Source organism: Pseudomonas sp. S1_E05, from assembly GCF_056337105.1.
The window spans coordinates 5,325,718-5,348,139 of sequence record NZ_JBFRHM010000001.1 but is presented as its reverse complement, the minus strand read 5'-3'; the positions used below and the strand labels follow the sequence as shown (position 1 = coordinate 5,348,139).

Below are 22,422 nucleotides of genomic sequence, written 5' to 3'. Positions count from 1 at the left end.
TTGCAGCTGACACACCGCTATCGCGAGCAAGCTCGCTCCTACAGTTCATCGGTTAGCGACTGCCAAACCTCGACCGGTAATCACTCGGCGCCAAACCGGTGATTTTCCTGAATGTGGCGCGAAATGCACTGGGGTCCTGATAGCCCACGGTCCAGGCAATGTGGTCGATGGTGCCATTGGTGAACTCAAGCATCTCCCGGGCCTTGCCGATCCGCAGGTGTTGGCAGTATTCGGTGGGTTTGAGGCCGGTGGCCGCACGGAAACGACGCAGGAACGTGCGCTCTTCCAACCCCGCCCGCTCGGCCATCGCCGTCAGCGAGACATCAGTGGCACCGGTGCTCTGCAACCAATGCTGAACCTTCAGAATCGAGGCATCGCCATGGCTGAGGATCGGTGCAAAGTTACTGCCGCACTCACTGGCACTGTCGCTGTGCTCCACCACCAGGAAACGCGCGGTAGCGGTGGCAATGCTTGGCCCCATCAGACGGTCGACCAGGCGCAGCCCCAACTCGGACCACGCCATCAAGCCAGCAGTAGTAATCAGGTCGCCATCGTCGACAATGGGTGTATCGGCTTTGAGTTTGATGTCGGGGTAACGCTCGGCGAAGGACTTGGCGGAAGTCCAATGAGTGGTGGCACTACGCCCGTCGAGCAAGCCGCTTTCGGCCAACAGAATGGAGCCCACACACACGCCGCCGATGGTCGCGCCCCGGGCGTGTTGCTGACAAATCCAGTCCAGTAACGCCTGGGACGCCTGACCTTCGGAAAATCCGGCAATCGACGGCGGAATGAGCAATGCCACCAAACCGTCATCTGCCGCTGGATGGCTGTCGTAGCCCCGCCGAGGCGCCTGGTGCTCGTCAACCTGCCAATGGCTGACCCTGAATAGCGGTAGCTGCGCCGCCTGTTGGTCGGCGGCAATCCGGTTGGCGACGCCAAACAGGTCCGTCAACCCATGCACCGCCGCCATCTGCGCGCCAGGGTAAATCAGCACACCGAGTTCGGCGACTGGCCTTTGTGCGTCCATTGTCAGTTTTCCCCTTTCTATTGTCGGTGCCGCCAATCCTCGGAGGGTCGGCCCGAGCCGATACTTCATTCCACACCCAATCCGCACTTAGAGGAAACAGCCATGGCCAAGCAAGCACTCATCGTAGTCGATATCCAAAACGACTACTTCCCACAAGGCAAGTGGCCGCTGGCCGGAGCAGACACCGCGGCAGACAACGCAGCACGATTGATCGAGACGTTTCGCAGTGTTGGCGATTCGGTGGTACACATCCGCCACGAATTCACGTCCCATGAGGCCCCCTTCTTCACCCCCGGCTCCGAAGGCGCCCAGTTGCACCCCAAAGTCCTCAATCGCACCGACGAACCCGTCGTGCTCAAGCACTTCGTCAACTCGTTCCGCGAAACTGAACTCAAATCGATCCTCGACGAGCAGGGCATCAAGGAGCTGGTAGTGGTCGGCAGCATGAGCCACATGTGCATCGACGGCATCACCCGCGCCGCCGCCGACATGGGTTATGCAGTTACCGTGATTCACGATGCCTGCGCCTCCCGGGACCTGGAGTTCAACGGTGTGACGGTACCCGCCTCGCACGTGCACGCCGCCTTCATGGCTGCGCTGGGTTTTGCCTATGCCAAGGTCGTGTCTACAGACGAGTTCATCGCGGCCTGAACCCACCGCCCATAAAAAAACCCGCACCCTCTGTCCAGGTGCGGGTTTTTGATTCAGCTTGCCGTTTGAAGCTTGCGGCTTATAGCTGCCTCAGAACGGAATATCGTCATCGAAGCTGTCGAAATCCGGAGCCGGTTGCGGGGCGGCCTGCTGAGGCGCAGGGCGCTGCTGCGGTGCCGACTGCTGCGGACGCGGAGCCTGCTGGCGTGGGGCCGATTGCTGGTAGTTGTTGCCACCGCCTTGTTGGTCTCCCTGTTGTGGACGGCCGCCCAGCAGTTGCATGGTGCCTTGCATGTCGACCACGATTTCGGTGGTGTAACGCTTGATGCCGTCTTTTTCCCACTCGCGGGTTTGCAACTTGCCTTCGATGTAGACCTGCGAACCCTTGCGCAGGTATTCGCCGGCGATTTCAGCCACCTTGCCGAACATCGAAACACGGTGCCATTCAGTCTTTTCGACTTTCTGGCCGGTTTGCTTGTCGGTCCACTGTTCGCTGGTCGCCAGACTCAGGTTGGTCACGGCGTTACCGTTAGGCAGGTAGCGAACTTCGGGATCCTGGCCGCAAGTGCCGACCAATATGACTTTGTTAACCCCACGGGCCATAACGTTCTCCTAGGCTTCGCACGCTGTCGCGGCCGGGTTGTTCACCAGACGCTCGAGGGTAGTGCGATCCAATAGTTCGGTGTCCAATTTGATGTAAATCGCCGCCTCATCTGCAACGATCACTGCATCTGTTACCCCTACAACGGCCATCAGGCGCTCGACCAGACCCGCTTCGCGGATCGCCTCGGGCGACAACGGCAAGCGCAGGCTCGTCACGTAGGGAGGTTCGCGCATGGTAACAGCAAAGGCCAGCCAGATGGCAGCCAGGGCGGCGCATCCAAGGAACACAACCGACAGACCGCCGTGCTGGAACATCCAGCCGCCGAGTATCCCGCCCAGTGCCGATCCGAGGAACTGACTGGTGGAATAAACGCCCATCGCCGTACCCTTGCCACCCGCTGGTGAAACCTTGCTGATCAGCGATGGCAGCGAAGCTTCCAGCAAATTGAACGCGGTAAAGAACACCACCGTCCCGATCACAAGGGCTCGCAGGCTATCGCCGAACTGCCAGAAGAATAGCTCAGTGAGCATCAGCGTCAGCACCGCGCCCAACAAAACTCGTTTCATTTTGCGTTTCTTCTCGCCATAGATGATGAACGGGATCATGGCGAAGAATGAAATCAACAGCGCAGTCAGGTAGACCCACCAGTGCTGCTCCTTGGGCAGCCCGGCTTTTTCGACCAGGGCCAGGGGCAATGCGACGAAGCTCGACATCAACATCGCGTGCAACACAAAGATGCCCAGGTCCAGTCGCAGCAGGTCCGGGTGCTTGAGCGTCGGTATCAAGGCCTGGCGCGCGACGCCGGACTCCCGGTGCTGCAACGGCCCACTGGCGCGCGGCACCATGAACGCGACGATCAGAATGCCCACCAGGGCCATGCCGCCGGTGGCGAGAAAAAGTCCGGACAAGCCGAATGCGCGGGTCAGCAACGGACCGACCACCATCGCGACGGCGAACGACAGGCCGATCGTCATCCCGATCATGGCCATGGCCTTGGTACGATGCTGTTCTCGGGTCAGGTCGGACAGCAGCGCCATCACGGCAGCGGAAATCGCCCCGGCACCCTGCAGGATGCGACCGGCAATCACGCCCCAGATCGAGTCGGCACTGGCGGCCAGCACGCTGCCCAGGGCAAAGACGATCAGGCCCAGGTAAATCACCGGGCGGCGACCGATGCGGTCGGATATGACCCCGAAAGGAATCTGAAAAATCGCCTGGGTCAGGCCGTAAGCGCCAATCGCCAGCCCGATAAGGGCCGGGGTCGCTCCCGCCAGATCCATGCCATAGGTCGCCAATACCGGCAACACCATGAACATGCCAAGCATACGGAAGGCGAACACGAGGGCCAGACCGCTTGCCGCGCGGGTCTCACTGCCACTCATGCGTTCGCTGTGGGGATCGTGCATGGAAAAACCTCGTGTGAACCGGCCGCGATTCTACCAGTCCCATCGAATGACAGGGTAAATCGCGACGCTTTGACGCGTTCCGCTGACAGACTCTTCATGAACGCGCATTATCCACTCGCTCCATAGTGTTTATCCATCCAGTATTTGCCCGTATACTCCACGTTTTCGACGCCCGCCGAGCGAGGCCACTTTGGACAAGATCCTGATTCGTGGGGCCCGAACCCACAACCTGAAGAACATCGACCTGACCCTGCCACGGGACAAACTGATTGTCATCACCGGCCTGTCCGGGTCCGGCAAGTCTTCCCTGGCATTCGACACGCTGTATGCCGAAGGCCAGCGCCGCTACGTCGAGTCGCTGTCGGCCTATGCCCGGCAGTTTTTGTCGATGATGGAAAAACCCGACGTCGACACCATCGAAGGCCTGTCGCCGGCCATCTCCATCGAACAGAAGTCGACCTCGCACAACCCGCGCTCGACCGTCGGCACCATCACCGAAATTTACGACTACCTGCGCCTGCTCTATGCGCGGGTGGGCATTCCGCGTTGCCCGGACCACGATATTCCGCTCGAAGCACAAACCGTCAGCCAAATGGTCGACCTGGTGCTCGCCCAGCCGGAAGGTAGCAAGCTGATGCTGCTGGCCCCGGTGATTCGCGAGCGTAAGGGCGAACACCTGTCGGTCTTCGAAGAGCTGCGCGCCCAGGGTTTCGTGCGTGCCCGGATCAACGGCAAGCTCTACGAGCTGGACGAAGCGCCCAAGCTCGATAAGCAGAAAAAACACACCATCGACGTAGTGGTCGACCGCTTCAAGGTCCGCGCCGACCTGCAGCAACGCCTGGCCGAATCCTTCGAGACGGCGCTGAAACTGGCGGACGGCATCGCGCTGGTGGCACCGATGGATGACGAACCGGGCGAGGAGATCATCTTCTCCGCACGTTTCGCCTGCCCGATCTGCGGCCATGCCATCAGCGAGCTGGAACCCAAGCTGTTCTCCTTCAACAACCCGGCCGGCGCCTGCCCGACATGCGATGGTCTGGGGGTGAAGCAATTCTTCGACATCAAGCGACTGGTCAATGGTGATCTGACCCTGGCTGAAGGCGCTATTCGCGGCTGGGACAGGCGAAACGTCTACTATTTCCAGATGCTCGGCTCGCTGGCTTCACACTACAAGTTCAGCCTGGAAGTGCCGTTCAACGAACTGCCGGCCGAGCAACAGAAAGTCATCCTCCACGGCAGCGGCTCGCAAAGCGTCGACTTCAAGTACCTGAACGACCGTGGCGACATCGTCAAACGCTCGCACCCGTTCGAAGGCATCGTTCCCAACCTGGAACGTCGCTACCGAGAAACCGAGTCGGCTTCCGTGCGCGAGGAACTGGCGAAGTTCCTCAGCACCCAGCCTTGCCCGGATTGCCGTGGCACCCGCCTGCGTCGCGAGGCGCGGCATGTATGGGTAGGCGAGAAGAACCTGCCGGCGGTCACCAATCTGCCAATCGGTGATGCCTGCGACTACTTCGGCGTGCTAAAGCTCAGCGGGCGCCGTGGCGAGATTGCCGACAAGATCCTCAAGGAAATCCGCGAGCGCCTGCAATTCCTGGTCAACGTCGGCTTGGACTACCTGTCCCTGGACCGCAGCGCGGACACCCTGTCGGGCGGTGAAGCCCAGCGCATTCGCCTGGCGAGCCAGATAGGCGCCGGGCTTGTGGGCGTGTTGTACATCCTCGATGAACCATCGATCGGCCTGCATCAGCGCGACAACGACCGTTTGCTCGGTACGCTCAAGCACCTGCGCGACATCGGCAACACGGTGATCGTGGTCGAGCACGATGAAGATGCCATCCGCCTGGCGGACTACGTCGTGGATATCGGCCCGGGCGCTGGCGTACATGGCGGCAACATCGTTGCCGAAGGTACACCGAAGGAAGTGATGGCCCACCCGGATTCGCTGACGGGCAAGTACCTCTCGGGCCGGGTGAAAATCGAAGTACCGGCCAAGCGCACGCCGCGCAACAAGAAGCTGTCGCTTTCTCTGAAAGGGGCTCGCGGCAACAACTTGCGTAACGTCGACCTGGATATCCCGATTGGCCTGCTGACCTGCGTTACCGGGGTTTCCGGCTCCGGCAAGTCAACGTTGATCAACAACACGTTGTTCCCGTTGAGCGCCACCGCCCTTAACGGCGCCACCACGCTTGAAGCGGCCGCGCACGACAGCATCAAAGGACTGGAGCACCTGGACAAGGTCGTCGACATTGACCAAAGCCCAATCGGCCGCACGCCGCGCTCCAACCCGGCGACCTACACCGGGCTGTTCACACCGATTCGCGAGCTGTTCGCCGGGGTTCCGGAGTCCCGTTCGCGTGGTTACGGCCCGGGGCGCTTCTCCTTCAACGTCAAGGGGGGCGCTGCGAAGCTTGTCAGGGAGATGGCCTGATCAAGGTTGAGATGCACTTCCTGCCGGACATCTACGTTCCGTGTGATGTCTGCAAGAGCAAGCGTTACAACCGCGAAACGCTGGAGATCAAATACAAGGGCAAGAGCATTCACGAAACCCTCGAGATGACCATCGAGGAAGCGCGGGAGTTCTTCGATGCCGTCCCAGCCCTGGCGCGCAAGCTCCAGACGCTGATGGACGTCGGCCTGTCGTACATCAAGCTGGGGCAGTCGGCGACCACGCTGTCCGGTGGTGAAGCGCAGCGGGTGAAACTGTCCCGCGAGCTGTCCAAGCGCGATACCGGCAAGACCCTGTACATCCTCGATGAGCCAACCACCGGTTTGCACTTCGCGGATATTCAGCAACTGCTGGACGTGCTGCACCGTTTGCGCGACCACGGCAACACCGTGGTGGTAATCGAGCACAATCTGGACGTGATCAAGACCGCCGACTGGCTGGTGGACCTCGGGCCGGAAGGTGGTTCCAAAGGGGGGCAGATCATTGCCGTGGGTACCCCGGAAGAGGTTGCCGAGATGAAGCAGTCGCACACCGGCTTCTACCTCAAGCCGCTGTTGGAACGCGACAGGGCTTAGTCCTGCGCATGAAAAAGCCCCTGTCACGTTATCGGTGACAGGGGCTTTTTTGTAGCCGCTGCAAATCAGGCGTGGGATTGCAGGTAGTTCTCGATACCGATGAGTTTGATCAGGCCCAACTGCTTTTCCAGCCAGTAGGTGTGATCTTCTTCGGTATCGTTCAATTGAACGCGCAGGATCTCGCGGCTGACATAGTCCTGGTGCTTTTCGCACAACTCGATGCCTTTGCAGAGTGCAGCGCGGACTTTGTATTCCAGTTGCAGGTCCGCAGCAAGCATGTCGGACACCGTCACTCCAACGATTACATCATCCGGACGCATACGTGGCGTGCCTTCGAGCATCAGAATGCGGCGCATCAGGGCGTCAGCGTGGCCGGCTTCCTCTTCCATCTCATGGTTGATTCGCTCGTAGAGCTTGGTGAAACCCCAGTCTTCATACATGCGCGAATGAACGAAATATTGGTCACGCGCTGCCAGTTCTCCGGTCAGCAACGTGTTGAGGTAATCGATTACGTCTGGGTGGCCTTGCATCGCCCTACATCTCCCTGCTTGAAAGTCTGTAGTTTGAACCAACCTGACCGGAAGGTCACTCACTTGACGCAACAAAAGCGAAGATATTCTGAGAAAAGCAGCCGAAATAACGCAAAAACCGCCCGAATGAGGGCGGTTCTGCTTCTCGTTTAGACTTCGTTAAGCTGTACACCCAACGCCTTCGCGATTGCTTCTCCATACGCCGGGTCGGCTTTGTAGAAATGCTGCAATTGGCGGTCTACCACATCCCCGGACACACCACCCATGGCGCCGGCGATGTTGTTGACCAGCAGGGATTTCTGCTCATCACTCATCAGGCGGAAAAGCGCACCGGCGTGGCTGTAGTAGTCGGTGTCTTCGCGGTGATCGTAGCGATCAGCCACGCCACTCAATTTCAGTGCTGGTTCGGCATAACGAGGCGCTTGCTTCGGCGATTCTACGTAGCTGTTCGGCTCGTAGTTCGGTGCGGCGCCGCCATTGCTGCCAAACGCCATCGAACCATCACGTTGATAGCTGTTGACCGGGCTACGCGGTGCATTCACTGGCAACTGCTGGTGATTGGTACCGACGCGGTAGCGGTGCGCATCCGCATAGGCGAATACCCGACCTTGCAACATGCGATCCGGCGACAAGCCTACACCCGGCACCATGTTGCTCGGCCCGAACGCCGCCTGCTCAACCTCGGCGAAGTAGTTCAGCGGGTTGCGGTTAAGCTCCAGTTCGCCGACTTCAATCAGCGGAAACTCTTTCTGCGACCAGGTCTTGGTCACGTCGAACGGGTTTTCGTAGTGCCCTTCAGCCTGGGCTTCGGTCATGACCTGGATGCAGACACTCCATTTAGGAAAGTCGCCACGCTCGATCGCTTCGAACAGATCACGCTGTGCGTAATCTGGATCGGTACCGGCCAGCCGGGCAGCCTCTGCCGGCGCCAGGTTCTTGATCCCCTGCTTGGTCTTGTAGTGCCACTTCACCCACCGGCGCTCGCCGCTGGCATTGATCAGGCTATAAGTGTGACTCCCGAAGCCGTGCATGTGACGGTAGCCGTCAGGGATGCCGCGATCCGAAAACAGAATAGTGACCTGGTGCAGCGCCTCAGGAGAGTGTGACCAGAAATCCCACATGGCCTGAGCACTTTTCAGATTGCTCTGCGGCAGACGTTTCTGGGTGTGGATAAAGTCCGGAAATTTGAGTGGGTCACGGATGAAGAACACGGGCGTATTGTTGCCCACGATGTCCCAGTTACCTTCCTCAGTGTAGAACTTCAACGCGAAGCCCCGTGGATCTCGTTCGGTATCAGCCGAGCCGCGCTCGCCGCCAACGGTAGAAAAACGCAGGAAGGTTGGAGTTTGCTTACCCACCGATTCAAACAGTTTGGCGCTGGTGTATTCGGTGATGTCGCGCGTCACCGTGAACGTACCGTAGGCGCCCGAACCCTTTGCGTGCACACGGCGCTCAGGAATGTTTTCCCGGTTGAAGTGGGCCAGTTTTTCCAGCAAGTGGAAGTCCTCGAGAAGCAGCGGACCGCGAGGGCCGGCGGAGCGAGAATTCTGGTTATCAGCGACAGGAGCGCCACTGGCGGTGGTGAGTATTTTATTTTGGCTCATGCGATCTCTTCCTCTTCGGTCTGCCGGCTAATCGGCTTGGTGGAGAGTATTGACCACAAATGTTACACGTACAAATTCATTAACTTTTGATATTCGATAGAAATATCTAATCCACCACTTCAGACGCAAAACTTTTTGAGCTCCCACAAAAAACCGGGCACAAGGCCCGGTTTTTCGTTTCAGACTGACGTCTTACTCAGCGGATACAGCTTCACCGCCGACAGCACGATCAACCAACTCGACGTACGCCATAGGCGCATTGTCGCCAGCGCGGAAACCGCACTTGAGGATGCGCAGATAGCCACCCTCACGGGTAGCGTAACGCTTGCCCAGGTCGTTGAAGAGCTTACCAACGATAGCTTTCGAACGAGTACGGTCGAAAGCCAGACGACGGTTAGCAACGCTGTCTGTCTTGGCCAGAGTGATCAGCGGCTCGGCAACGCGGCGCAGTTCTTTGGCTTTTGGCAGAGTAGTTTTGATCAGCTCGTGCTCGAACAGCGACACCGCCATGTTTTGGAACATGGCCTTGCGGTGCGAGCTGGTGCGGCTCAGGTGACGACCACTTTTACGATGACGCATGGTTCATTCCTTACCAAACACAACGTTCGGTGATTACGACGATCAGGCAGTCGCCTTGTCGTCCTTCTTAAGACTTGCAGGCGGCCAGTTGTCGAGGCGCATGCCGAGGGACAGACCGCGGGAGGCCAGAACGTCCTTGATTTCAGTCAAGGATTTCTTGCCCAGGTTCGGAGTCTTCAACAGCTCTACTTCGGTGCGCTGAATCAGGTCGCCGATGTAGTAGATGTTTTCCGCCTTAAGGCAGTTAGCCGAACGTACAGTCAGTTCCAGATCGTCAACCGGGCGAAGCAGGATCGGATCGATCTCGTCTTCCTGCTCGACAACCACTGGTTCACTGTCACCTTTGAGGTCGACGAACGCAGCCAACTGCTGTTGCAGGATGGTTGCAGCACGGCGGATAGCCTCTTCAGGATCCAGGGTACCGTTGGTTTCCAGATCAATAACCAGCTTGTCCAGGTTAGTACGCTGTTCGACACGGGCGTTTTCCACCACGTATGCGATACGGCGAACCGGGCTGAACGAAGAGTCGAGCTGCAAGCGACCAATGCTGCGGCTTTCGTCTTCATCGCTCTGACGCGAGTCTGCCGGTTCATAACCACGACCACGAGCTACGGTGAGCTTCATGTTCAGGGCGCCGTTAGACGCCAGGTTAGCGATTACGTGATCGGGGTTAACGATCTCGACATCATGATCCAGCTGAATATCGGCAGCGGTAACCACCCCCGAACCCTTCTTCGACAAGGTCAGCGTAACTTCGTCACGACCGTGCAGCTTGATAGCCAGACCTTTAAGGTTCAACAGGATTTCAATTACGTCTTCCTGTACGCCTTCGATGGCGCTGTACTCGTGGAGTACACCGTCAATCTCGGCCTCGACTACTGCACAGCCGGGCATTGAGGACAACAGGATGCGGCGCAGCGCGTTGCCCAGGGTGTGGCCGAAACCACGCTCGAGAGGCTCGAGCGTGATCTTGGCGCGGGTTGGACTGACAACCTGCACATCAATATGGCGTGGTGTCAGGAACTCATTTACCGAAATCTGCATGGATGCACCTATTTTCTAGCCCTTACTTGGAGTAGAGCTCGACAATCAGGCTTTCGTTGATGTCGGCGGACAGATCACTGCGAGCTGGAACGTTCTTGAAAACGCCCGACTTCTTCTCAGTGTCTACTTCTACCCATTCTACGCGGCCACGTTGGGCACACAGATCGAGAGCTTGGACAATGCGAAGTTGGTTTTTTGCTTTCTCGCGAACAGCAACCACGTCACCAGCACGAACCTGGTAGGACGGAACGTTAACGGTTTTGCCGTTTACGCTGATCGACTTGTGCGATACCAGCTGACGGGATTCGGCACGAGTCGAACCAAAGCCCATACGGTATACAACGTTGTCCAGACGGCATTCGAGCAGTTGCAGCAGGTTTTCGCCTGTTGCACCTTTCTTGCCAGCAGCTTCTTTGTAGTAGCCGCTGAATTGACGCTCGAGAACGCCGTAGATACGACGGACCTTCTGCTTTTCACGCAGTTGGGTGCCGTAGTCGGACTGGCGACCGCGGCGTTGGCCGTGGATACCAGGTGCTGCTTCAATGTTGCACTTCGATTCGATCGCGCGCACGCCGCTCTTCAGGAAGAGATCGGTGCCTTCGCGACGAGCGAGTTTGCATTTTGGACCAATGTAACGAGCCATTCTTCACAATCTCCTGGATTACACGCGGCGCTTCTTCGGCGGACGGCACCCGTTGTGCGGGATTGGCGTCACGTCGGTGATGCTGGCGATCTTGTAGCCACAGCCGTTCAAAGCACGGACTGCAGATTCACGACCTGGGCCTGGACCTTTGACGTTAACGTCGAGGTTTTTCAGACCGTATTCCAGCGCAGCTTGACCAGCACGCTCAGCAGCTACTTGAGCAGCGAACGGGGTGGACTTACGGGAACCGCGGAAACCCGAACCACCGGAGGTAGCCCAGGAAAGAGCGTTACCTTGACGGTCGGTGATGGTCACGATGGTGTTGTTAAAAGAAGCATGGATGTGGGCGATGCCATCAACCACTGTCTTTTTAACTTTTTTACGAGGACGAGCAGCAGGTTTTGCCATGATTAAATTCCTGTCGATTCGCTGGGGCGATTACTTGCGGATCGGCTTACGCGGACCTTTACGGGTACGCGCGTTGGTCTTGGTACGCTGACCGCGTACTGGAAGACCGCGACGATGACGCAGACCGCGATAGCAACCGAGGTCCATCAAGCGCTTGATTTTCATGTTGATTTCGCGACGCAGGTCACCTTCAGTGGTGAACTTCGCCACTTCGCCACGCAGCTGTTCAATTTGCTCGTCGCTCAGATCCTTGATCTTAGCGGCTGGGTTTACCCCAGTCTCTGCACAGATTTTCTGCGCAGTTGTGCGACCAACACCATAGATGTAGGTCAGCGAGATAACAGTATGCTTGTTATCTGGAATGTTAACGCCTGCAATACGGGCCATTCAGTGGGACTCCAATTGACAGCTACCTACGCCCCGGAAGCCAAGAAATAGGGCGCGAGATAATATCGCTGTAATAACAAATAATCAACCCGGTAGCACACTAGCTACCGGGTTTGAAGCACAATCACACTCAGCCTTGGCGCTGTTTGTGACGCGGTTCCGCGCTGCAAATTACTCGAACAACACCTTCGCGGCGAATAATCTTGCAGTTACGGCACAGCTTTTTCACCGATGCACGAACTTTCATCACCAACTCCTCGAACCTTATGGGTACTCAGCGCAACATGCCGCTGCCGTAACCCTTCAGGTTGGCTTTCTTCATCAGGGATTCGTACTGGTGCGAAACGAGGTGCGATTGTACTTGGGACATGAAGTCCATCACAACCACGACGACGATCAGCAACGAGGTCCCGCCAAGGTAGAACGGAACGTTTGCCGCAACCACCAGGAACTGGGGCAACAGGCACACGGCCGTCATGTATAGAGCACCGAACATGGTCAAGCGAGTCAGAACGCCATCAATGTAGCGCGCAGACTGCTCACCTGGACGGATGCCCGGAATAAAGGCACCGGACTTCTTCAGGTTTTCCGCTACGTCTTTCGGATTGAACATCAACGCCGTATAGAAGAAGCAGAAGAAAATAATCCCTGCACTAAACAGCAGAATATTCAACGGCTGACCAGGAGCGATCGACTGCGAGATGTCCTGCAACCAGCCCATACCCTCAGACTGACCAAACCAGGCACCCAGCGAAGCCGGGAACAGCAGAATGCTGCTCGCGAAAATGGCCGGAATAACACCGGCCATGTTCACCTTCAGCGGCAGGTGGCTGGTCTGCGCAGCAAAAACCTTGCGGCCCTGCTGACGCTTGGCGTAGTGAACAGCAATACGACGCTGACCACGCTCAATGAACACCACGAAACCGATAATCGCTACTGCCAGCAAACCGATGGCAACCAGGGCGAAGATATTGATATCACCCTGACGCGCAGACTCGAAAGACTGCCCGATTGCTCTCGGAAGACCGGCGACGATACCCGAAAAAATCAACATCGAGATACCGTTGCCAACACCACGCTCAGTAATCTGCTCACCCAGCCACATCATGAACATCGCACCAGCCACAAAAGTGGATACCGCGACGAAATGGAAGCCAAAGTCACCAGTGAACGCAACGCCCTGCCCTGCCAGACCAATGGACATGCCAATTGCCTGGACGAGAGCGAGGACGACAGTGCCGTAGCGGGTGTACTGGCTGATCTTGCGACGGCCAGCTTCACCTTCCTTCTTCAACTGCTCCAGCTGCGGGCTGACGGCGGTCATCAATTGCATGATGATCGATGCCGAAATGTACGGCATGATCCCCAGTGCAAAAATGCTCATCCGCTCCAGCGCGCCGCCGGAAAACATGTTGAACAAGCTAAGAATGGTCCCCTCATTCTGTCGAAACAGGTCCGCGAGTCGGTCCGGGTTGATACCTGGAACCGGGATGTGTGCGCCTATTCGGTAGACGATAATCGCCAGGAACAGAAAACGCAGACGAGCCCAGAGTTCAGACATACCGCCTTTGCCGAGCGCAGAGAGAGCACCTTGCTTAGCCATTTATTCCTCGAACTTGCCGCCAGCTGCTTCGATAGCCGCACGCGCACCTTTGGTGGCGCCGATTCCCTTCCCGATGGTTACAGCGCGAGTCACTTCACCGGACAGCATGATTTTCACACGCTGTACGTTGACGTTGATCACGTTGGCATCTTTCAAGGACTGCACGGTGACGATGTCGCCTTCCACTTTGGCCAGCTCGGACAGACGCACTTCTGCGCGGTCCATGGCTTTCAGGGAAACGAAACCGAACTTCGGCAGGCGACGATGCAGCGGCTGTTGACCGCCTTCAAAGCCTGGAGCAATGGTGCCACCGGAGCGGGAGGTCTGACCTTTGTGGCCACGGCCACCGGTCTTGCCCAAACCACTACCGATACCACGGCCCGGACGATGCTTTTCGCGACGGGAACCCGGCGCTGGACTCAGATCATTGAGTTTCATCGATTAACCCTCGACACGCAGCATGTAGTAAGCCTTGTTGATCATCCCGCGATTCTCGGGAGTATCCTGGACTTCTACAGTGTGACCGATGCGACGCAGACCCAGACCCTTAACGCACAGTTTGTGGTTAGGGATGCGGCCGGTCATGCTTTTGATCAGCGTTACTTTAACGGTAGCCATGATCAGAAGATCTCCTTGACGCTTTTGCCACGCTTGGCGGCAATGGACTCAGGAGATTGCATGGCTTTCAGACCCTTGAAAGTGGCGTGAACCACGTTTACCGGGTTAGTCGAGCCGTAGCACTTGGCCAGAACGTTCTGAACGCCAGCAACTTCGAGAACGGCACGCATAGCGCCGCCAGCGATGATACCGGTACCTTCAGAAGCAGGCTGCATGTATACCTTCGAAGCGCCATGGGCGGACTTCGTTGCGTACTGCAGGGTGGTGCCGTTCAGATCAACCTGGATCATGTTGCGGCGAGCAGCTTCCATTGCCTTCTGGATCGCAGCAGGCACTTCACGCGACTTGCCACGGCCGAAGCCAACACGCCCTTTACCATCACCTACCACGGTCAACGCGGTGAAGGTGAAGATACGGCCGCCTTTAACGGTTTTGGCTACGCGGTTAACTTGAACCAGCTTCTCGATGTAGCCTTCGTCGCGCTTTTGGTCGTTATTTGACATAACTTAGAACTCCAGCCCAGCTTCACGAGCAGCATCAGCCAGCGCCTTGACGCGACCGTGGTACTTGAAGCCAGAGCGGTCGAAAGCCACCTGCGAGACGCCAGCGGCTTTAGCACGCGTAGCGACCAGCTGGCCAACCTTAGTGGCCGCGTCGATGTTGCCGGTAGCACCATCACGCAGTTCTTTATCCAAAGTCGAAGCACTTGCCAGGACTTTGTTGCCGTCGGCCGAAATGACCTGGGCGTAGATGTGCTGCGACGAGCGGAACACGCAGAGACGCACGACTTCGAGTTCGTGCATTTTCAGGCGTGCTTTGCGAGCGCGACGCAGTCGAGTAACTTTTTTGTCGGTCATTTGCTATGCCCTACTTCTTCTTGGCTTCTTTACGACGGACGACTTCGTCCGCGTAGCGCACACCTTTGCCTTTGTACGGCTCTGGTGGACGGAAGTCGCGGATCTCGGCGGCCACTTGACCTACCAGCTGCTTGTCGATGCCCTTGATCAGGATATCGGTCTGGCTAGGAGTCTCAGCGGTGATGCCTTCCGGCAGTTCATAATCCACTGGGTGCGAGAAGCCAAGAGCCAGGTTCAGCACTGTGCCTTTTGCTTGCGCTTTGTAACCAACACCGACCAGCTGGAGCTTGCGCTCGAAGCCTTGGCTTACGCCTTGGACCATGTTGTTTACCAACGCACGAGTGGTACCGGCCATTGCGCGAGTCTGTTGATCGCCATTGCGAGCAGCAAAACGCAGCTCACCAGCTTCTTCAACAATCTCAACGGACGAATGGACGTTCAGTTCGAGAGTGCCCTTGGCACCCTTCACCGAAAGCTGTTGGCCTGCGAATTTGACTTCGACACCGGCTGGCAGCTTAACGGGGTTCTTAGCGACGCGAGACATGCTTATCCCCCCTTAGAACACAGTGCAAAGAACTTCGCCGCCGACACCGGCAGCGCGCGCAGCACGATCCGTCATCACACCCTTGTTGGTGGAGACGATAGACACACCGAGACCGCCACGAACTTTTGGCAGATCCTCGACGGACTTGTACTGACGCAGGCCTGGGCGGCTGACGCGCTTCACTTCCTCGATGACCGGACGGCCTTCGAAGTACTTCAGCTCGATGGACAGCAGTGGCTTGATTTCGCTGCTGATCTGATAACCCGCAATGTAACCCTCGTCCTTCAGGACTTTGGCAACAGCTACCTTCAAAGTAGAAGATGGCATGCTTACGACGGACTTTTCAGCCATCTGGGCATTACGGATTCGAGTTAGCATGTCCGCTAACGGGTCCTGCATACTCATGGGCTAGACGCTCCTAATACACAAAAAATTAGCCTTTCGGCTACTACGTGTCGCCGAATACATCCGTGCAAAAAAGCACGGGCTCAGGCGAGCCGGGTATTCTAGACACACCCCAGAAATGAATCAAGCCCCAATAGGGGCTTGATTCAAGTACAAGGTCACCGGCGGTCAGGTAATTGCAACCCTGAACGCCGAGACTTTGACATTGCTTACCAGCTGGCTTTAACCAGACCTGGAACGTCACCACGCATTGCCGCTTCACGCAGTTTGTTACGGCCCAGGCCGAACTTGCGGTAAACGCCGTGCGGACGACCAGTCAGGCGGCAACGGTTACGCATGCGCGAAGCGCTTGCATCACGTGGTTGCTTCTGCAGAGCTACGGTAGCTTCCCAACGTGCTTCTGGACTTGCGTTCAGATCCACGATGATCGCTTTGAGCGCTGCACGCTTGGTGGCGTACTTGGCAACGGTGAGCTGACGCTTCAGCTCACGGTTTTTCATGCTCTTCTTGGCCATTTTCCTACTCCAATCAGTTGCGGAACGGGAATTTGAAAGCACGCAGCAGAGCGCGGCCTTCATCATCGTTCTTGGCAGTGGTGGTCAGGGTAATGTCCAGACCGCGGAGAGCATCGATCTTGTCGTAGTCGATTTCCGGGAAAATGATCTGCTCTTTAACGCCCATGCTGTAGTTACCACGACCATCGAAGGACTTGGCATTCAGGCCGCGGAAGTCGCGGACCCGAGGCAGGGAGATCGACAGCAGACGATCCAGGAACTCGTACATACGCTCACGGCGCAGGGTCACTTTGACGCCGATCGGCCATCCTTCGCGGACTTTGAAGCCAGCGATGGATTTACGAGCGTAGGTCACAACGACTTTCTGGCCGGTGATCTTTTCCAGGTCAGCAACAGCGTGCTCGATGACTTTTTTGTCGCCGATCGCTTCGCCCAGACCCATGTTCAGGGTGATCTTGGTAACGCGCGGAACTTCCATCACGTTCGAAAGCTTAAGTTCTTCCTTAAGTTTCGGAGCGATTTCCTTCCGGTAAATCTCTTTTAGTCGTGCCATGGTCTTCTACCTAGCAGTGTTCAAGCATCAACCGCTTTTTGGGTCGACTTGAAGACACGAATTTTCTTACCGTCTTCTACTTTGAAACCAACGCGGTCAGCCTTGTTGGTTTCGCCGTTGAAGATGGCGACGTTGGAAGCGTGCAGTGGCGCTTCTTTCTCGACGATACCGCCCTGTACGCCCGACATCGGGTTAGGCTTGGTATGGCGCTTGACCAGGTTCAGACCACCAACAACCAGACGGTTGTCAGCAAGAACCTTCAGCACCTTACCGCGCTTACCTTTGTCTTTGCCGGCGATCACGATGATCTCGTCGTCACGACGAATCTTTTGCATGTCGGATCTCCTTACAGCACTTCTGGGGCGAGCGAGACGATCTTCATGAACTTCTCAGTACGAAGTTCACGGGTCACTGGCCCAAAGATACGGGTGCCGATCGGCTCTTGCTTGTTGTTCAGAAGAACAGCAGCGTTGCCATCAAAGCGGATAATGGAGCCATCAGCACGACGTACGCCGTGACGAGTGCGGACTACAACAGCAGTCATCACTTGGCCTTTTTTCACTTTACCGCGAGGAATTGCTTCCTTGACGGTAACTTTGATGATGTCACCGATACCAGCGTAACGACGATGGGAGCCACCCAGCACCTTGATGCACATAACACGGCGAGCGCCGCTGTTATCGGCCACATCGAGCATGGATTGAGTCTGAATCATATAATTTCTCCGACCCCTAGTCCTTAGACTTCCACAGCGCGTTCGAGAACATCAACCAGCGCCCAAGACTTGGTCTTGGCCAAAGGACGAGTTTCACGAATAGTGACTTTGTCGCCAATGTGGCACTGATTGGTTTCGTCGTGCGCGTGCAGCTTAGTCGAACGCTTAACGTATTTACCGTAGATCGGGTGCTTAACGCGACGCTCGATCAGTACGGTGATGGTTTTGTCCATCTTGTCGCTGACAACACGGCCAGTCAGCGTACGGACAGTCTTTTCGGCTTCAGCCATGATCACTTACCTGCCTGCTGGTTGAGCACAGTCTTCACGCGAGCGATGTCGCGCTTAACTTGCGAGAGCAGATGCGACTGCCCCAACTGGCCAGTTGCTTTCTGCATGCGCAGATTGAACTGGTCGCGCAGCAAGCCGAGCAGTTGCTCGTTCAGCTGCTGTGCGGATTTTTCACGAAGTTCATTCGCTTTCATCACATCACCGTCCGTTTAACAAAGGAGGTGGCGAGCGGCAGCTTTGCAGCAGCCAGGGCGAAAGCCTCACGCGCCAGCTCTTCAGAAACACCCTCGATTTCATACAGGACTTTGCCTGGCTGAATCTGGGCAACCCAGTATTCGACGTTACCCTTACCTTTACCCATCCGAACTTCGAGTGGCTTCTTGGAAATAGGCTTGTCCGGGAATACACGGATCCAGATCTTGCCGCCACGTTTTACGTGACGGGTCAGAGCACGACGCGCTGACTCGATCTGACGAGCGGTGAGACGACCACGAGCAACAGACTTCAGCGCGAACTCGCCGAAGCTGACTTTGCTACCGCGCAGTGCCAGACCACGGTTGTGGCCGGTCATCTGCTTGCGGAACTTCGTACGCTTAGGTTGCAACATTTGGCGTACCCCTTACTTAGCAGCTTTTTTACGAGGCGCTGGTGCTTGTGGCTTCAGCTCTTCTTGGCGACCACCAATTACTTCGCCTTTGAAGATCCAAACCTTTACACCGATCACACCGTAGGTGGTGTGAGCTTCGTAGTTGGCATAGTCGATGTCGGCACGCAGGGTGTGCAATGGCACACGACCTTCGCGATACCATTCAGTACGTGCGATTTCAGCACCGCCGAGACGACCGCTCACTTGGATTTTGATGCCTTTGGCACCAATGCGCATGGCGTTCTGTACTGCGCGCTTCATAGCGCGACGGAACATTACGCGACGCTCCAGCTGCTGAGCTACGCTCTGCGCAACCAGCATACCGTCGAGCTCCGGCTTGCGGATCTCTTCGATATTGATGTGCACAGGCACACCCATTTGCTTGGTCAGGTCCTGACGCAGTTTCTCAACATCTTCACCTTTCTTCCCGATAACGATACCTGGACGAGCGGTGTGGATGGTGATGCGTGCAGTTTGGGCCGGACGATGGATATCGATACGGCTTACGGACGCGCTTTTTAGTTTGTCTTGGAGGTACTCACGCACATTCAGATCTGCGAGCAAATAGTCCGCATAAGTCCGACCGTCTGCGTACCAGACGGAGGTGTGCTCCTTGACGATTCCCAGGCGAATGCCAATGGGATGTACTTTCTGACCCATCTCTTCGACTCCGTTACTTGTCAGCAACCTTGACAGTGATATGGCAAGACCGCTTGACGATGCGATCAGCACGGCCTTTGGCACGTGGCATGATGCGCTTCAGCGAACGCCCTTCGTTGACGAAAACGGTGCTGACCTTCAGGTCATCAACGTCTGCGCCTTCGTTATGCTCGGCGTTGGCTACGGCCGACTCCAGCACTTTCTTCATGATCTCGGCGGCTTTCTTACTGCTGAAAGCCAACAGGTTGAGCGCTTCGCCCACCTTCTTCCCGCGGATCTGGTCGGCGACCAAGCGGGCTTTCTGGGCGGAGATTCGAGCGCCCGACAACTTAGCGGCTACTTCCATTTCCTAACCCCTTAACGCTTGGCTTTCTTGTCAGCCACGTGCCCGCGATAGTTACGGGTACCGGCGAACTCGCCCAGTTTGTGGCCGACCATGTCTTCGTTCACGAGAACTGGGACGTGCTGACGACCGTTGTGTACTGCGATGGTCAGACCGACCATTTGTGGCAGGATCATCGAACGACGCGACCAGGTTTTCACCGGTTTGCGATCATTCTTTTCCGCCGCCACTTCGATCTTCTTCAGTAGGTGAAGATCGATAAAAGGACCTTTTTCAGAGAACGTGGCACTGTCGTATCCCTCTATTTACTTGCGACGACGGACGATCATTTTGTCGGTACGCTTATTACCACGAGTCTTCGCGCCCTTAGTCGGGAAGCCCCATGGCGATACCGGATGACGACCACCAGAGGTACGACCTTCACCACCACCATGTGGGTGGTCAACCGGGTTCATGGCAACACCACGAACGGTTGGGCGAACGCCACGCCAGCGTTTGGCACCAGCTTTACCCAGCGAACGCAGGCTGTGCTCGGAGTTCGAGACTTCGCCCAGGGTCGCACGGCATTCAGCCAGCACTTTACGCATCTCACCAGAACGCAGACGCAGGGTCACGTAGACACCTTCACGAGCGATCAGCTGAGCCGAAGCACCAGCGGAACGAGCGATTTGCGCGCCTTTACCTGGCTTCAATTCGATGCCGTGTACGGTGCTACCAACTGGAATGTTGCGCAGTTGCAGAGCGTTGCCCGGCTTGATCGGCGCCAAGGCACCTGCGATCAGCTGGTCGCCAGCGCTCACGCCTTTAGGGGCGATGATGTAGCGACGCTCGCCATCTGCGTACAGCAGCAGAGCGATGTGAGCAGTACGGTTTGGATCGTATTCGATACGCTCGACAGTGGCAGCGATGCCATCTTTGTCGTTGCGACGGAAGTCGACCAGACGGTAATGCTGCTTATGACCACCACCAACGTGACGCGTGGTAATACGGCCATTGTTGTTACGACCACCAGACTTCGATTTTTTCTCGAGCAGCGGTGCGTGAGGAGCGCCTTTATGCAGCTCCTGGTTGACCACCTTGACCACAAAACGGCGGCCAGGGGAAGTCGGTTTGCATTTAACGATTGCCATGATGCACCCCTTCCTTACTCAGCACTGCTGCTGAAATCGAGATCTTGGCCTGGCTGAAGGGAGATAACTGCCTTCTTCCAGTCATTACGCTTGCCCAGACCGCGAGCAGTGCGCTTGCTCTTACCCAGAACGTTCAGGGTAGTAACACGCTCTACTTTCACGCTGAACAGGCTTTCGACGGCCTTCTTGATTTCCAGCTTGGTTGCGTCAGTAGCAACCTTGAAAACGAACTGGCCTTTTTTGTCAGCCAGAACCGTAGCCTTTTCGGAAACGTGCGGGCCAAGCAGAACTTTAAATACGCGTTCCTGGTTCATCCCAGCAGCTCCTCGAATTTCTTCACGGCCGACACGGTGATCAACACCTTGTCGTATGCGATCAGACTAACTGGATCGGAACCTTGCACATCACGTACATCGACGTGTGGCAGGTTGCGAGCAGCCAGGTACAGGTTCTGGTCAACAGCGTCCGACACGATCAGAACGTCGGTCAGGCTCATGTTGGTCAGTTTGCCCAGCAGGTCTTTGGTTTTCGGGGTTTCAACAGCGAAATCCTGAACCACAACCAGACGATCAGTACGCACCAGCTCAGCAAGGATGGAACGCATTGCTGCGCGATACATCTTCTTGTTCAGCTTTTGGGAGTGATCCTGAGGACGAGCTGCGAAAGTGGTACCGCCGCCACGCCAGATTGGGCTACGAATGGTACCGGCACGAGCACGGCCAGTACCTTTCTGACGCCATGGGCGCTTGCCGCCACCGGAAACGTCGGAACGGGTCTTTTGCTGCTTGCTACCTTGACGGCCGCCGGCCATGTAGGCCACGACTGCTTGGTGAACCAGCGTCTCGTTGAATTCGCCGCCAAATGTCAGTTCGGAAACTTCGATCGCTTGAGCGTCATTTACATTTAATTGCATGTCAGCTTCCCCTTAACCGCGAGCCTTGGCTGCTGGACGTACAACCACGTTGCCGCCAGTAGCGCCAGGAACAGCACCCTTGACCAACAACAGATTGCGTTCAGCGTCCACGCGCACTACTTCGAGGGACTGCACGGTCACGCGCTCAGCGCCCATATGACCGGACATTTTTTTGCCCTTGAATACACGACCAGGAGTCTGGCACTGGCCGATAGAGCCTGGAACGCGGTGGGATACGGAGTTACCGTGGGTGTTATCTTGCCCGCGGAAGTTCCAACGCTTGATCGTACCCTGGAAGCCTTTACCCTTGGACTGACCGGTTACATCAACCAGTTGACCAGCGGCGAAGAGTTCAGCGTTGATCAGATCGCCGGCCTGGTACTCGCCTTCTTCAAGGCGGAATTCCATTACGGTACGACCAGCGGCTACGTTCGCCTTGGCGAAGTGGCCAGCCTGAGCTGCTGTTACACGCGAAGCGCGACGCTCGCCGACAGTGACTTGCACTGCACGATAGCCATCGGTTTCTTCAGTTTTGAACTGGGTGACGCGATTCGGCTCGATCTCAATGACCGTGACCGGAATGGAGACACCTTCTTCGGTGAAAATACGGGTCATACCGCATTTACGACCGACTACACCAATAGTCATGTTGTAAACCTCATGAGTGTACGGGGCTTTCACCCGCTATGGCCGCCCATTTCAGAGCGTTACACGACCAAGACC

General features: G+C 56.7%; 32 protein-coding genes and 2 pseudogenes. 2 read left to right on the top strand and 32 right to left on the bottom strand.

From position 1 onward, the window contains the following. Window positions 1-52 precede the first annotated feature (52 nt). A complete protein-coding gene (locus AB4N33_RS24715; RefSeq protein WP_476458429.1) occupies window positions 53-1,027 on the bottom strand; it encodes a GlxA family transcriptional regulator in 975 nt (324 codons plus the stop codon). A 102-nt stretch (window positions 1,028-1,129) separates the two neighbouring features. Between AB4N33_RS24715 and AB4N33_RS24710 the strand changes: the two genes are divergently transcribed. Then, window positions 1,130-1,678, top strand: coding sequence for a cysteine hydrolase family protein (locus AB4N33_RS24710; protein ID WP_476458428.1), 549 nt, complete (start codon window positions 1,130-1,132; stop codon window positions 1,676-1,678). Between the two features lie 90 nt (window positions 1,679-1,768). On the opposite strand, the gene AB4N33_RS24705 is transcribed toward AB4N33_RS24710, so the two are convergent. Both AB4N33_RS24705 and AB4N33_RS24700 read right to left on the bottom strand, forming a co-directional pair. Beyond that, window positions 1,769-2,281: a single-stranded DNA-binding protein gene (locus tag AB4N33_RS24705; protein WP_110965122.1), complete on the bottom strand. Its 513-nt coding sequence runs from the start codon at window positions 2,279-2,281 to the stop codon at window positions 1,769-1,771. A gap of 9 nt (window positions 2,282-2,290) precedes the next feature. Beyond that, complete coding sequence (locus AB4N33_RS24700; RefSeq protein WP_460120435.1) at window positions 2,291-3,688, bottom strand: MFS transporter; 1,398 nt, start codon at window positions 3,686-3,688, stop codon at window positions 2,291-2,293. Between the two features lie 190 nt (window positions 3,689-3,878). On the opposite strand from AB4N33_RS24700, the pseudogene uvrA reads away from it, so the two are divergent. After that, window positions 3,879-6,712 (top strand): annotated as a pseudogene (gene uvrA / locus AB4N33_RS24695) (excinuclease ABC subunit UvrA). 65 nt (window positions 6,713-6,777) lie between these two features. Here uvrA and bfr read toward each other — a convergent pair. The 29 genes and pseudogenes from bfr to rplC all read right to left on the bottom strand — a co-directional run bounded on the left by bfr (window position 6,778) and on the right by rplC (window position 22,347). Then, window positions 6,778-7,242 (bottom strand): bacterioferritin, encoded by a 465-nt coding sequence (gene bfr, locus AB4N33_RS24690; RefSeq protein ID WP_460120430.1) that lies wholly within the window; start codon window positions 7,240-7,242, stop codon window positions 6,778-6,780. A 149-nt stretch (window positions 7,243-7,391) separates the two neighbouring features. Further along, on the bottom strand, window positions 7,392-8,846 hold the full coding sequence (locus AB4N33_RS24685) for a catalase (protein WP_476458427.1): 1,455 nt from the start codon (window positions 8,844-8,846) through the stop codon (window positions 7,392-7,394). 192 nt (window positions 8,847-9,038) lie between these two features. After that, complete coding sequence (gene rplQ / locus AB4N33_RS24680) at window positions 9,039-9,425, bottom strand: 50S ribosomal protein L17 (protein WP_007955635.1); 387 nt, start codon at window positions 9,423-9,425, stop codon at window positions 9,039-9,041. A 42-nt stretch (window positions 9,426-9,467) separates the two neighbouring features. Then, window positions 9,468-10,469, bottom strand: a complete 1,002-nt coding sequence (locus AB4N33_RS24675; protein WP_003186012.1) for a DNA-directed RNA polymerase subunit alpha — start codon at window positions 10,467-10,469, stop codon at window positions 9,468-9,470. 22 nt (window positions 10,470-10,491) lie between these two features. Continuing rightward, window positions 10,492-11,112 (bottom strand): 30S ribosomal protein S4, encoded by a 621-nt coding sequence (gene rpsD / locus AB4N33_RS24670; RefSeq protein ID WP_122852423.1) that lies wholly within the window; start codon window positions 11,110-11,112, stop codon window positions 10,492-10,494. An 18-nt stretch (window positions 11,113-11,130) separates the two neighbouring features. Continuing rightward, a complete protein-coding gene (gene rpsK, locus AB4N33_RS24665) occupies window positions 11,131-11,520 on the bottom strand; it encodes a 30S ribosomal protein S11 (RefSeq protein ID WP_002555466.1) in 390 nt (129 codons plus the stop codon). A 30-nt stretch (window positions 11,521-11,550) separates the two neighbouring features. Next, a complete protein-coding gene (gene rpsM / locus AB4N33_RS24660) occupies window positions 11,551-11,907 on the bottom strand; it encodes a 30S ribosomal protein S13 (protein ID WP_009045849.1) in 357 nt (118 codons plus the stop codon). Window positions 11,908-12,037: 130 nt separating this feature from the next. After that, window positions 12,038-12,154 (bottom strand): 50S ribosomal protein L36, encoded by a 117-nt coding sequence (gene rpmJ, locus AB4N33_RS24655; protein ID WP_002555468.1) that lies wholly within the window; start codon window positions 12,152-12,154, stop codon window positions 12,038-12,040. Between the two features lie 27 nt (window positions 12,155-12,181). Beyond that, on the bottom strand, window positions 12,182-13,510 hold the full coding sequence (gene secY / locus AB4N33_RS24650; protein ID WP_003228718.1) for a preprotein translocase subunit SecY: 1,329 nt from the start codon (window positions 13,508-13,510) through the stop codon (window positions 12,182-12,184). Then, window positions 13,511-13,948: a 50S ribosomal protein L15 gene (gene rplO / locus AB4N33_RS24645; RefSeq protein ID WP_003228720.1), complete on the bottom strand. Its 438-nt coding sequence runs from the start codon at window positions 13,946-13,948 to the stop codon at window positions 13,511-13,513. It abuts the gene before it with no gap. A gap of 3 nt (window positions 13,949-13,951) precedes the next feature. Next, window positions 13,952-14,128, bottom strand: a complete 177-nt coding sequence (rpmD, locus tag AB4N33_RS24640; RefSeq protein ID WP_003176408.1) for a 50S ribosomal protein L30 — start codon at window positions 14,126-14,128, stop codon at window positions 13,952-13,954. A gap of 2 nt (window positions 14,129-14,130) precedes the next feature. Further along, window positions 14,131-14,631, bottom strand: coding sequence for a 30S ribosomal protein S5 (gene rpsE / locus AB4N33_RS24635; protein ID WP_460120424.1), 501 nt, complete (start codon window positions 14,629-14,631; stop codon window positions 14,131-14,133). 3 nt (window positions 14,632-14,634) lie between these two features. After that, the gene (gene rplR, locus AB4N33_RS24630; RefSeq protein ID WP_003186037.1) at window positions 14,635-14,985 is read right to left on the bottom strand and encodes a 50S ribosomal protein L18; all 351 of its coding nucleotides are present in this window, start codon (window positions 14,983-14,985) and stop codon (window positions 14,635-14,637) included. 10 nt (window positions 14,986-14,995) lie between these two features. Continuing rightward, window positions 14,996-15,529 carry a 50S ribosomal protein L6 gene (gene rplF, locus AB4N33_RS24625; RefSeq protein ID WP_025129400.1) on the bottom strand — a complete coding sequence of 178 codons (534 nt, stop codon included), beginning with the start codon at window positions 15,527-15,529 and terminating at the stop codon, window positions 14,996-14,998. Between the two features lie 12 nt (window positions 15,530-15,541). Further along, window positions 15,542-15,934 carry a 30S ribosomal protein S8 gene (rpsH, locus tag AB4N33_RS24620; RefSeq protein ID WP_017848802.1) on the bottom strand — a complete coding sequence of 131 codons (393 nt, stop codon included), beginning with the start codon at window positions 15,932-15,934 and terminating at the stop codon, window positions 15,542-15,544. 209 nt (window positions 15,935-16,143) lie between these two features. Continuing rightward, complete coding sequence (rpsN, locus tag AB4N33_RS24615) at window positions 16,144-16,449, bottom strand: 30S ribosomal protein S14 (RefSeq protein WP_003228726.1); 306 nt, start codon at window positions 16,447-16,449, stop codon at window positions 16,144-16,146. A 13-nt stretch (window positions 16,450-16,462) separates the two neighbouring features. Next, window positions 16,463-17,002, bottom strand: coding sequence for a 50S ribosomal protein L5 (gene rplE, locus AB4N33_RS24610; RefSeq protein ID WP_003210069.1), 540 nt, complete (start codon window positions 17,000-17,002; stop codon window positions 16,463-16,465). A 20-nt stretch (window positions 17,003-17,022) separates the two neighbouring features. After that, window positions 17,023-17,337, bottom strand: a complete 315-nt coding sequence (gene rplX / locus AB4N33_RS24605; RefSeq protein WP_003186046.1) for a 50S ribosomal protein L24 — start codon at window positions 17,335-17,337, stop codon at window positions 17,023-17,025. Window positions 17,338-17,348: 11 nt separating this feature from the next. Beyond that, window positions 17,349-17,717, bottom strand: coding sequence for a 50S ribosomal protein L14 (gene rplN / locus AB4N33_RS24600; RefSeq protein WP_002555479.1), 369 nt, complete (start codon window positions 17,715-17,717; stop codon window positions 17,349-17,351). Window positions 17,718-17,740: 23 nt separating this feature from the next. Next, window positions 17,741-18,007 (bottom strand): 30S ribosomal protein S17, encoded by a 267-nt coding sequence (rpsQ, locus tag AB4N33_RS24595; RefSeq protein ID WP_003176419.1) that lies wholly within the window; start codon window positions 18,005-18,007, stop codon window positions 17,741-17,743. A 2-nt stretch (window positions 18,008-18,009) separates the two neighbouring features. Continuing rightward, on the bottom strand, window positions 18,010-18,201 hold the full coding sequence (gene rpmC / locus AB4N33_RS24590; protein ID WP_002555481.1) for a 50S ribosomal protein L29: 192 nt from the start codon (window positions 18,199-18,201) through the stop codon (window positions 18,010-18,012). Continuing rightward, a complete protein-coding gene (rplP, locus tag AB4N33_RS24585; RefSeq protein ID WP_003228729.1) occupies window positions 18,201-18,614 on the bottom strand; it encodes a 50S ribosomal protein L16 in 414 nt (137 codons plus the stop codon). Before rplP ends, rpmC begins: the two co-directional genes overlap by 1 nt. A 12-nt stretch (window positions 18,615-18,626) precedes the next feature. Beyond that, a complete protein-coding gene (gene rpsC, locus AB4N33_RS24580; protein WP_007970424.1) occupies window positions 18,627-19,313 on the bottom strand; it encodes a 30S ribosomal protein S3 in 687 nt (228 codons plus the stop codon). Window positions 19,314-19,326: 13 nt separating this feature from the next. Continuing rightward, window positions 19,327-19,659 carry a 50S ribosomal protein L22 gene (gene rplV / locus AB4N33_RS24575; RefSeq protein WP_003103908.1) on the bottom strand — a complete coding sequence of 111 codons (333 nt, stop codon included), beginning with the start codon at window positions 19,657-19,659 and terminating at the stop codon, window positions 19,327-19,329. An 11-nt stretch (window positions 19,660-19,670) separates the two neighbouring features. Further along, a pseudogene (rpsS, locus tag AB4N33_RS24570) lies at window positions 19,671-19,945 on the bottom strand (30S ribosomal protein S19). A 16-nt stretch (window positions 19,946-19,961) separates the two neighbouring features. Continuing rightward, the gene (gene rplB / locus AB4N33_RS24565) at window positions 19,962-20,786 is read right to left on the bottom strand and encodes a 50S ribosomal protein L2 (protein WP_007924198.1); all 825 of its coding nucleotides are present in this window, start codon (window positions 20,784-20,786) and stop codon (window positions 19,962-19,964) included. A gap of 14 nt (window positions 20,787-20,800) precedes the next feature. Then, a complete protein-coding gene (gene rplW, locus AB4N33_RS24560) occupies window positions 20,801-21,100 on the bottom strand; it encodes a 50S ribosomal protein L23 (protein WP_002555488.1) in 300 nt (99 codons plus the stop codon). Continuing rightward, window positions 21,097-21,699 (bottom strand): 50S ribosomal protein L4, encoded by a 603-nt coding sequence (gene rplD / locus AB4N33_RS24555; protein WP_460120420.1) that lies wholly within the window; start codon window positions 21,697-21,699, stop codon window positions 21,097-21,099. The genes rplW and rplD overlap by 4 nt, the downstream gene beginning before the upstream one ends. Before the next feature lie 12 nt (window positions 21,700-21,711). Then, a complete protein-coding gene (gene rplC, locus AB4N33_RS24550) occupies window positions 21,712-22,347 on the bottom strand; it encodes a 50S ribosomal protein L3 (protein WP_460120419.1) in 636 nt (211 codons plus the stop codon). Between the last annotated feature and the right edge of the window lie 75 nt (window positions 22,348-22,422).

Bases quoted from the DNA above. Each gene is read 5' to 3' on its own strand.
- AB4N33_RS24715 (WP_476458429.1), bottom strand. From the start codon at position 1,027: ATGGACGCACAAAGGCCAGTCGCCGAACTCGGTGTGCTGATTTACCCT.
- rpsE (WP_460120424.1), bottom strand. From the start codon at position 14,631: ATGTCAAATAACGACCAAAAGCGCGACGAAGGCTACATCGAGAAGCTG.
- rplD (WP_460120420.1), bottom strand. From the start codon at position 21,699: ATGCAATTAAATGTAAATGACGCTCAAGCGATCGAAGTTTCCGAACTG.
- rplV (WP_003103908.1), bottom strand. From the start codon at position 19,659: ATGGAAGTAGCCGCTAAGTTGTCGGGCGCTCGAATCTCCGCCCAGAAA.
- rplB (WP_007924198.1), bottom strand. From the start codon at position 20,786: ATGGCAATCGTTAAATGCAAACCGACTTCCCCTGGCCGCCGTTTTGTG.
- rpmJ (WP_002555468.1), bottom strand. From the start codon at position 12,154: ATGAAAGTTCGTGCATCGGTGAAAAAGCTGTGCCGTAACTGCAAGATT.
- rplO (WP_003228720.1), bottom strand. From the start codon at position 13,948: ATGAAACTCAATGATCTGAGTCCAGCGCCGGGTTCCCGTCGCGAAAAG.
- secY (WP_003228718.1), bottom strand. From the start codon at position 13,510: ATGGCTAAGCAAGGTGCTCTCTCTGCGCTCGGCAAAGGCGGTATGTCT.
- rpsN (WP_003228726.1), bottom strand. From the start codon at position 16,449: ATGGCCAAGAAGAGCATGAAAAACCGTGAGCTGAAGCGTCAGCTCACC.
- rplQ (WP_007955635.1), bottom strand. From the start codon at position 9,425: ATGCGTCATCGTAAAAGTGGTCGTCACCTGAGCCGCACCAGCTCGCAC.
- rpsQ (WP_003176419.1), bottom strand. From the start codon at position 18,007: ATGGCTGAAGCCGAAAAGACTGTCCGTACGCTGACTGGCCGTGTTGTC.
- rpsH (WP_017848802.1), bottom strand. From the start codon at position 15,934: ATGAGTATGCAGGACCCGTTAGCGGACATGCTAACTCGAATCCGTAAT.
- AB4N33_RS24710 (WP_476458428.1), top strand. From the start codon at position 1,130: ATGGCCAAGCAAGCACTCATCGTAGTCGATATCCAAAACGACTACTTC.
- AB4N33_RS24705 (WP_110965122.1), bottom strand. From the start codon at position 2,281: ATGGCCCGTGGGGTTAACAAAGTCATATTGGTCGGCACTTGCGGCCAG.
- rplF (WP_025129400.1), bottom strand. From the start codon at position 15,529: ATGTCTCGCGTCGCTAAGAACCCCGTTAAGCTGCCAGCCGGTGTCGAA.
- bfr (WP_460120430.1), bottom strand. From the start codon at position 7,242: ATGCAAGGCCACCCAGACGTAATCGATTACCTCAACACGTTGCTGACC.
- rpmC (WP_002555481.1), bottom strand. From the start codon at position 18,201: ATGAAAGCGAATGAACTTCGTGAAAAATCCGCACAGCAGCTGAACGAG.
- rpsM (WP_009045849.1), bottom strand. From the start codon at position 11,907: ATGGCCCGTATTGCAGGCGTTAACATTCCAGATAACAAGCATACTGTT.
- rplE (WP_003210069.1), bottom strand. From the start codon at position 17,002: ATGGCACGACTAAAAGAGATTTACCGGAAGGAAATCGCTCCGAAACTT.
- rpsD (WP_122852423.1), bottom strand. From the start codon at position 11,112: ATGGCTCGTTACATTGGTCCAAAATGCAAACTCGCTCGTCGCGAAGGC.
- rplN (WP_002555479.1), bottom strand. From the start codon at position 17,717: ATGATTCAGACTCAATCCATGCTCGATGTGGCCGATAACAGCGGCGCT.
- rplW (WP_002555488.1), bottom strand. From the start codon at position 21,100: ATGAACCAGGAACGCGTATTTAAAGTTCTGCTTGGCCCGCACGTTTCC.
- rplP (WP_003228729.1), bottom strand. From the start codon at position 18,614: ATGTTGCAACCTAAGCGTACGAAGTTCCGCAAGCAGATGACCGGCCAC.
- AB4N33_RS24675 (WP_003186012.1), bottom strand. From the start codon at position 10,469: ATGCAGATTTCGGTAAATGAGTTCCTGACACCACGCCATATTGATGTG.
- rplX (WP_003186046.1), bottom strand. From the start codon at position 17,337: ATGCAAAAGATTCGTCGTGACGACGAGATCATCGTGATCGCCGGCAAA.
- rplC (WP_460120419.1), bottom strand. From the start codon at position 22,347: ATGACTATTGGTGTAGTCGGTCGTAAATGCGGTATGACCCGTATTTTC.
- rpsC (WP_007970424.1), bottom strand. From the start codon at position 19,313: ATGGGTCAGAAAGTACATCCCATTGGCATTCGCCTGGGAATCGTCAAG.
- AB4N33_RS24685 (WP_476458427.1), bottom strand. From the start codon at position 8,846: ATGAGCCAAAATAAAATACTCACCACCGCCAGTGGCGCTCCTGTCGCT.
- rpsK (WP_002555466.1), bottom strand. From the start codon at position 11,520: ATGGCAAAACCTGCTGCTCGTCCTCGTAAAAAAGTTAAAAAGACAGTG.
- rpmD (WP_003176408.1), bottom strand. From the start codon at position 14,128: ATGGCTACCGTTAAAGTAACGCTGATCAAAAGCATGACCGGCCGCATC.
- AB4N33_RS24700 (WP_460120435.1), bottom strand. From the start codon at position 3,688: ATGCACGATCCCCACAGCGAACGCATGAGTGGCAGTGAGACCCGCGCG.
- rplR (WP_003186037.1), bottom strand. From the start codon at position 14,985: ATGACCGACAAAAAAGTTACTCGACTGCGTCGCGCTCGCAAAGCACGC.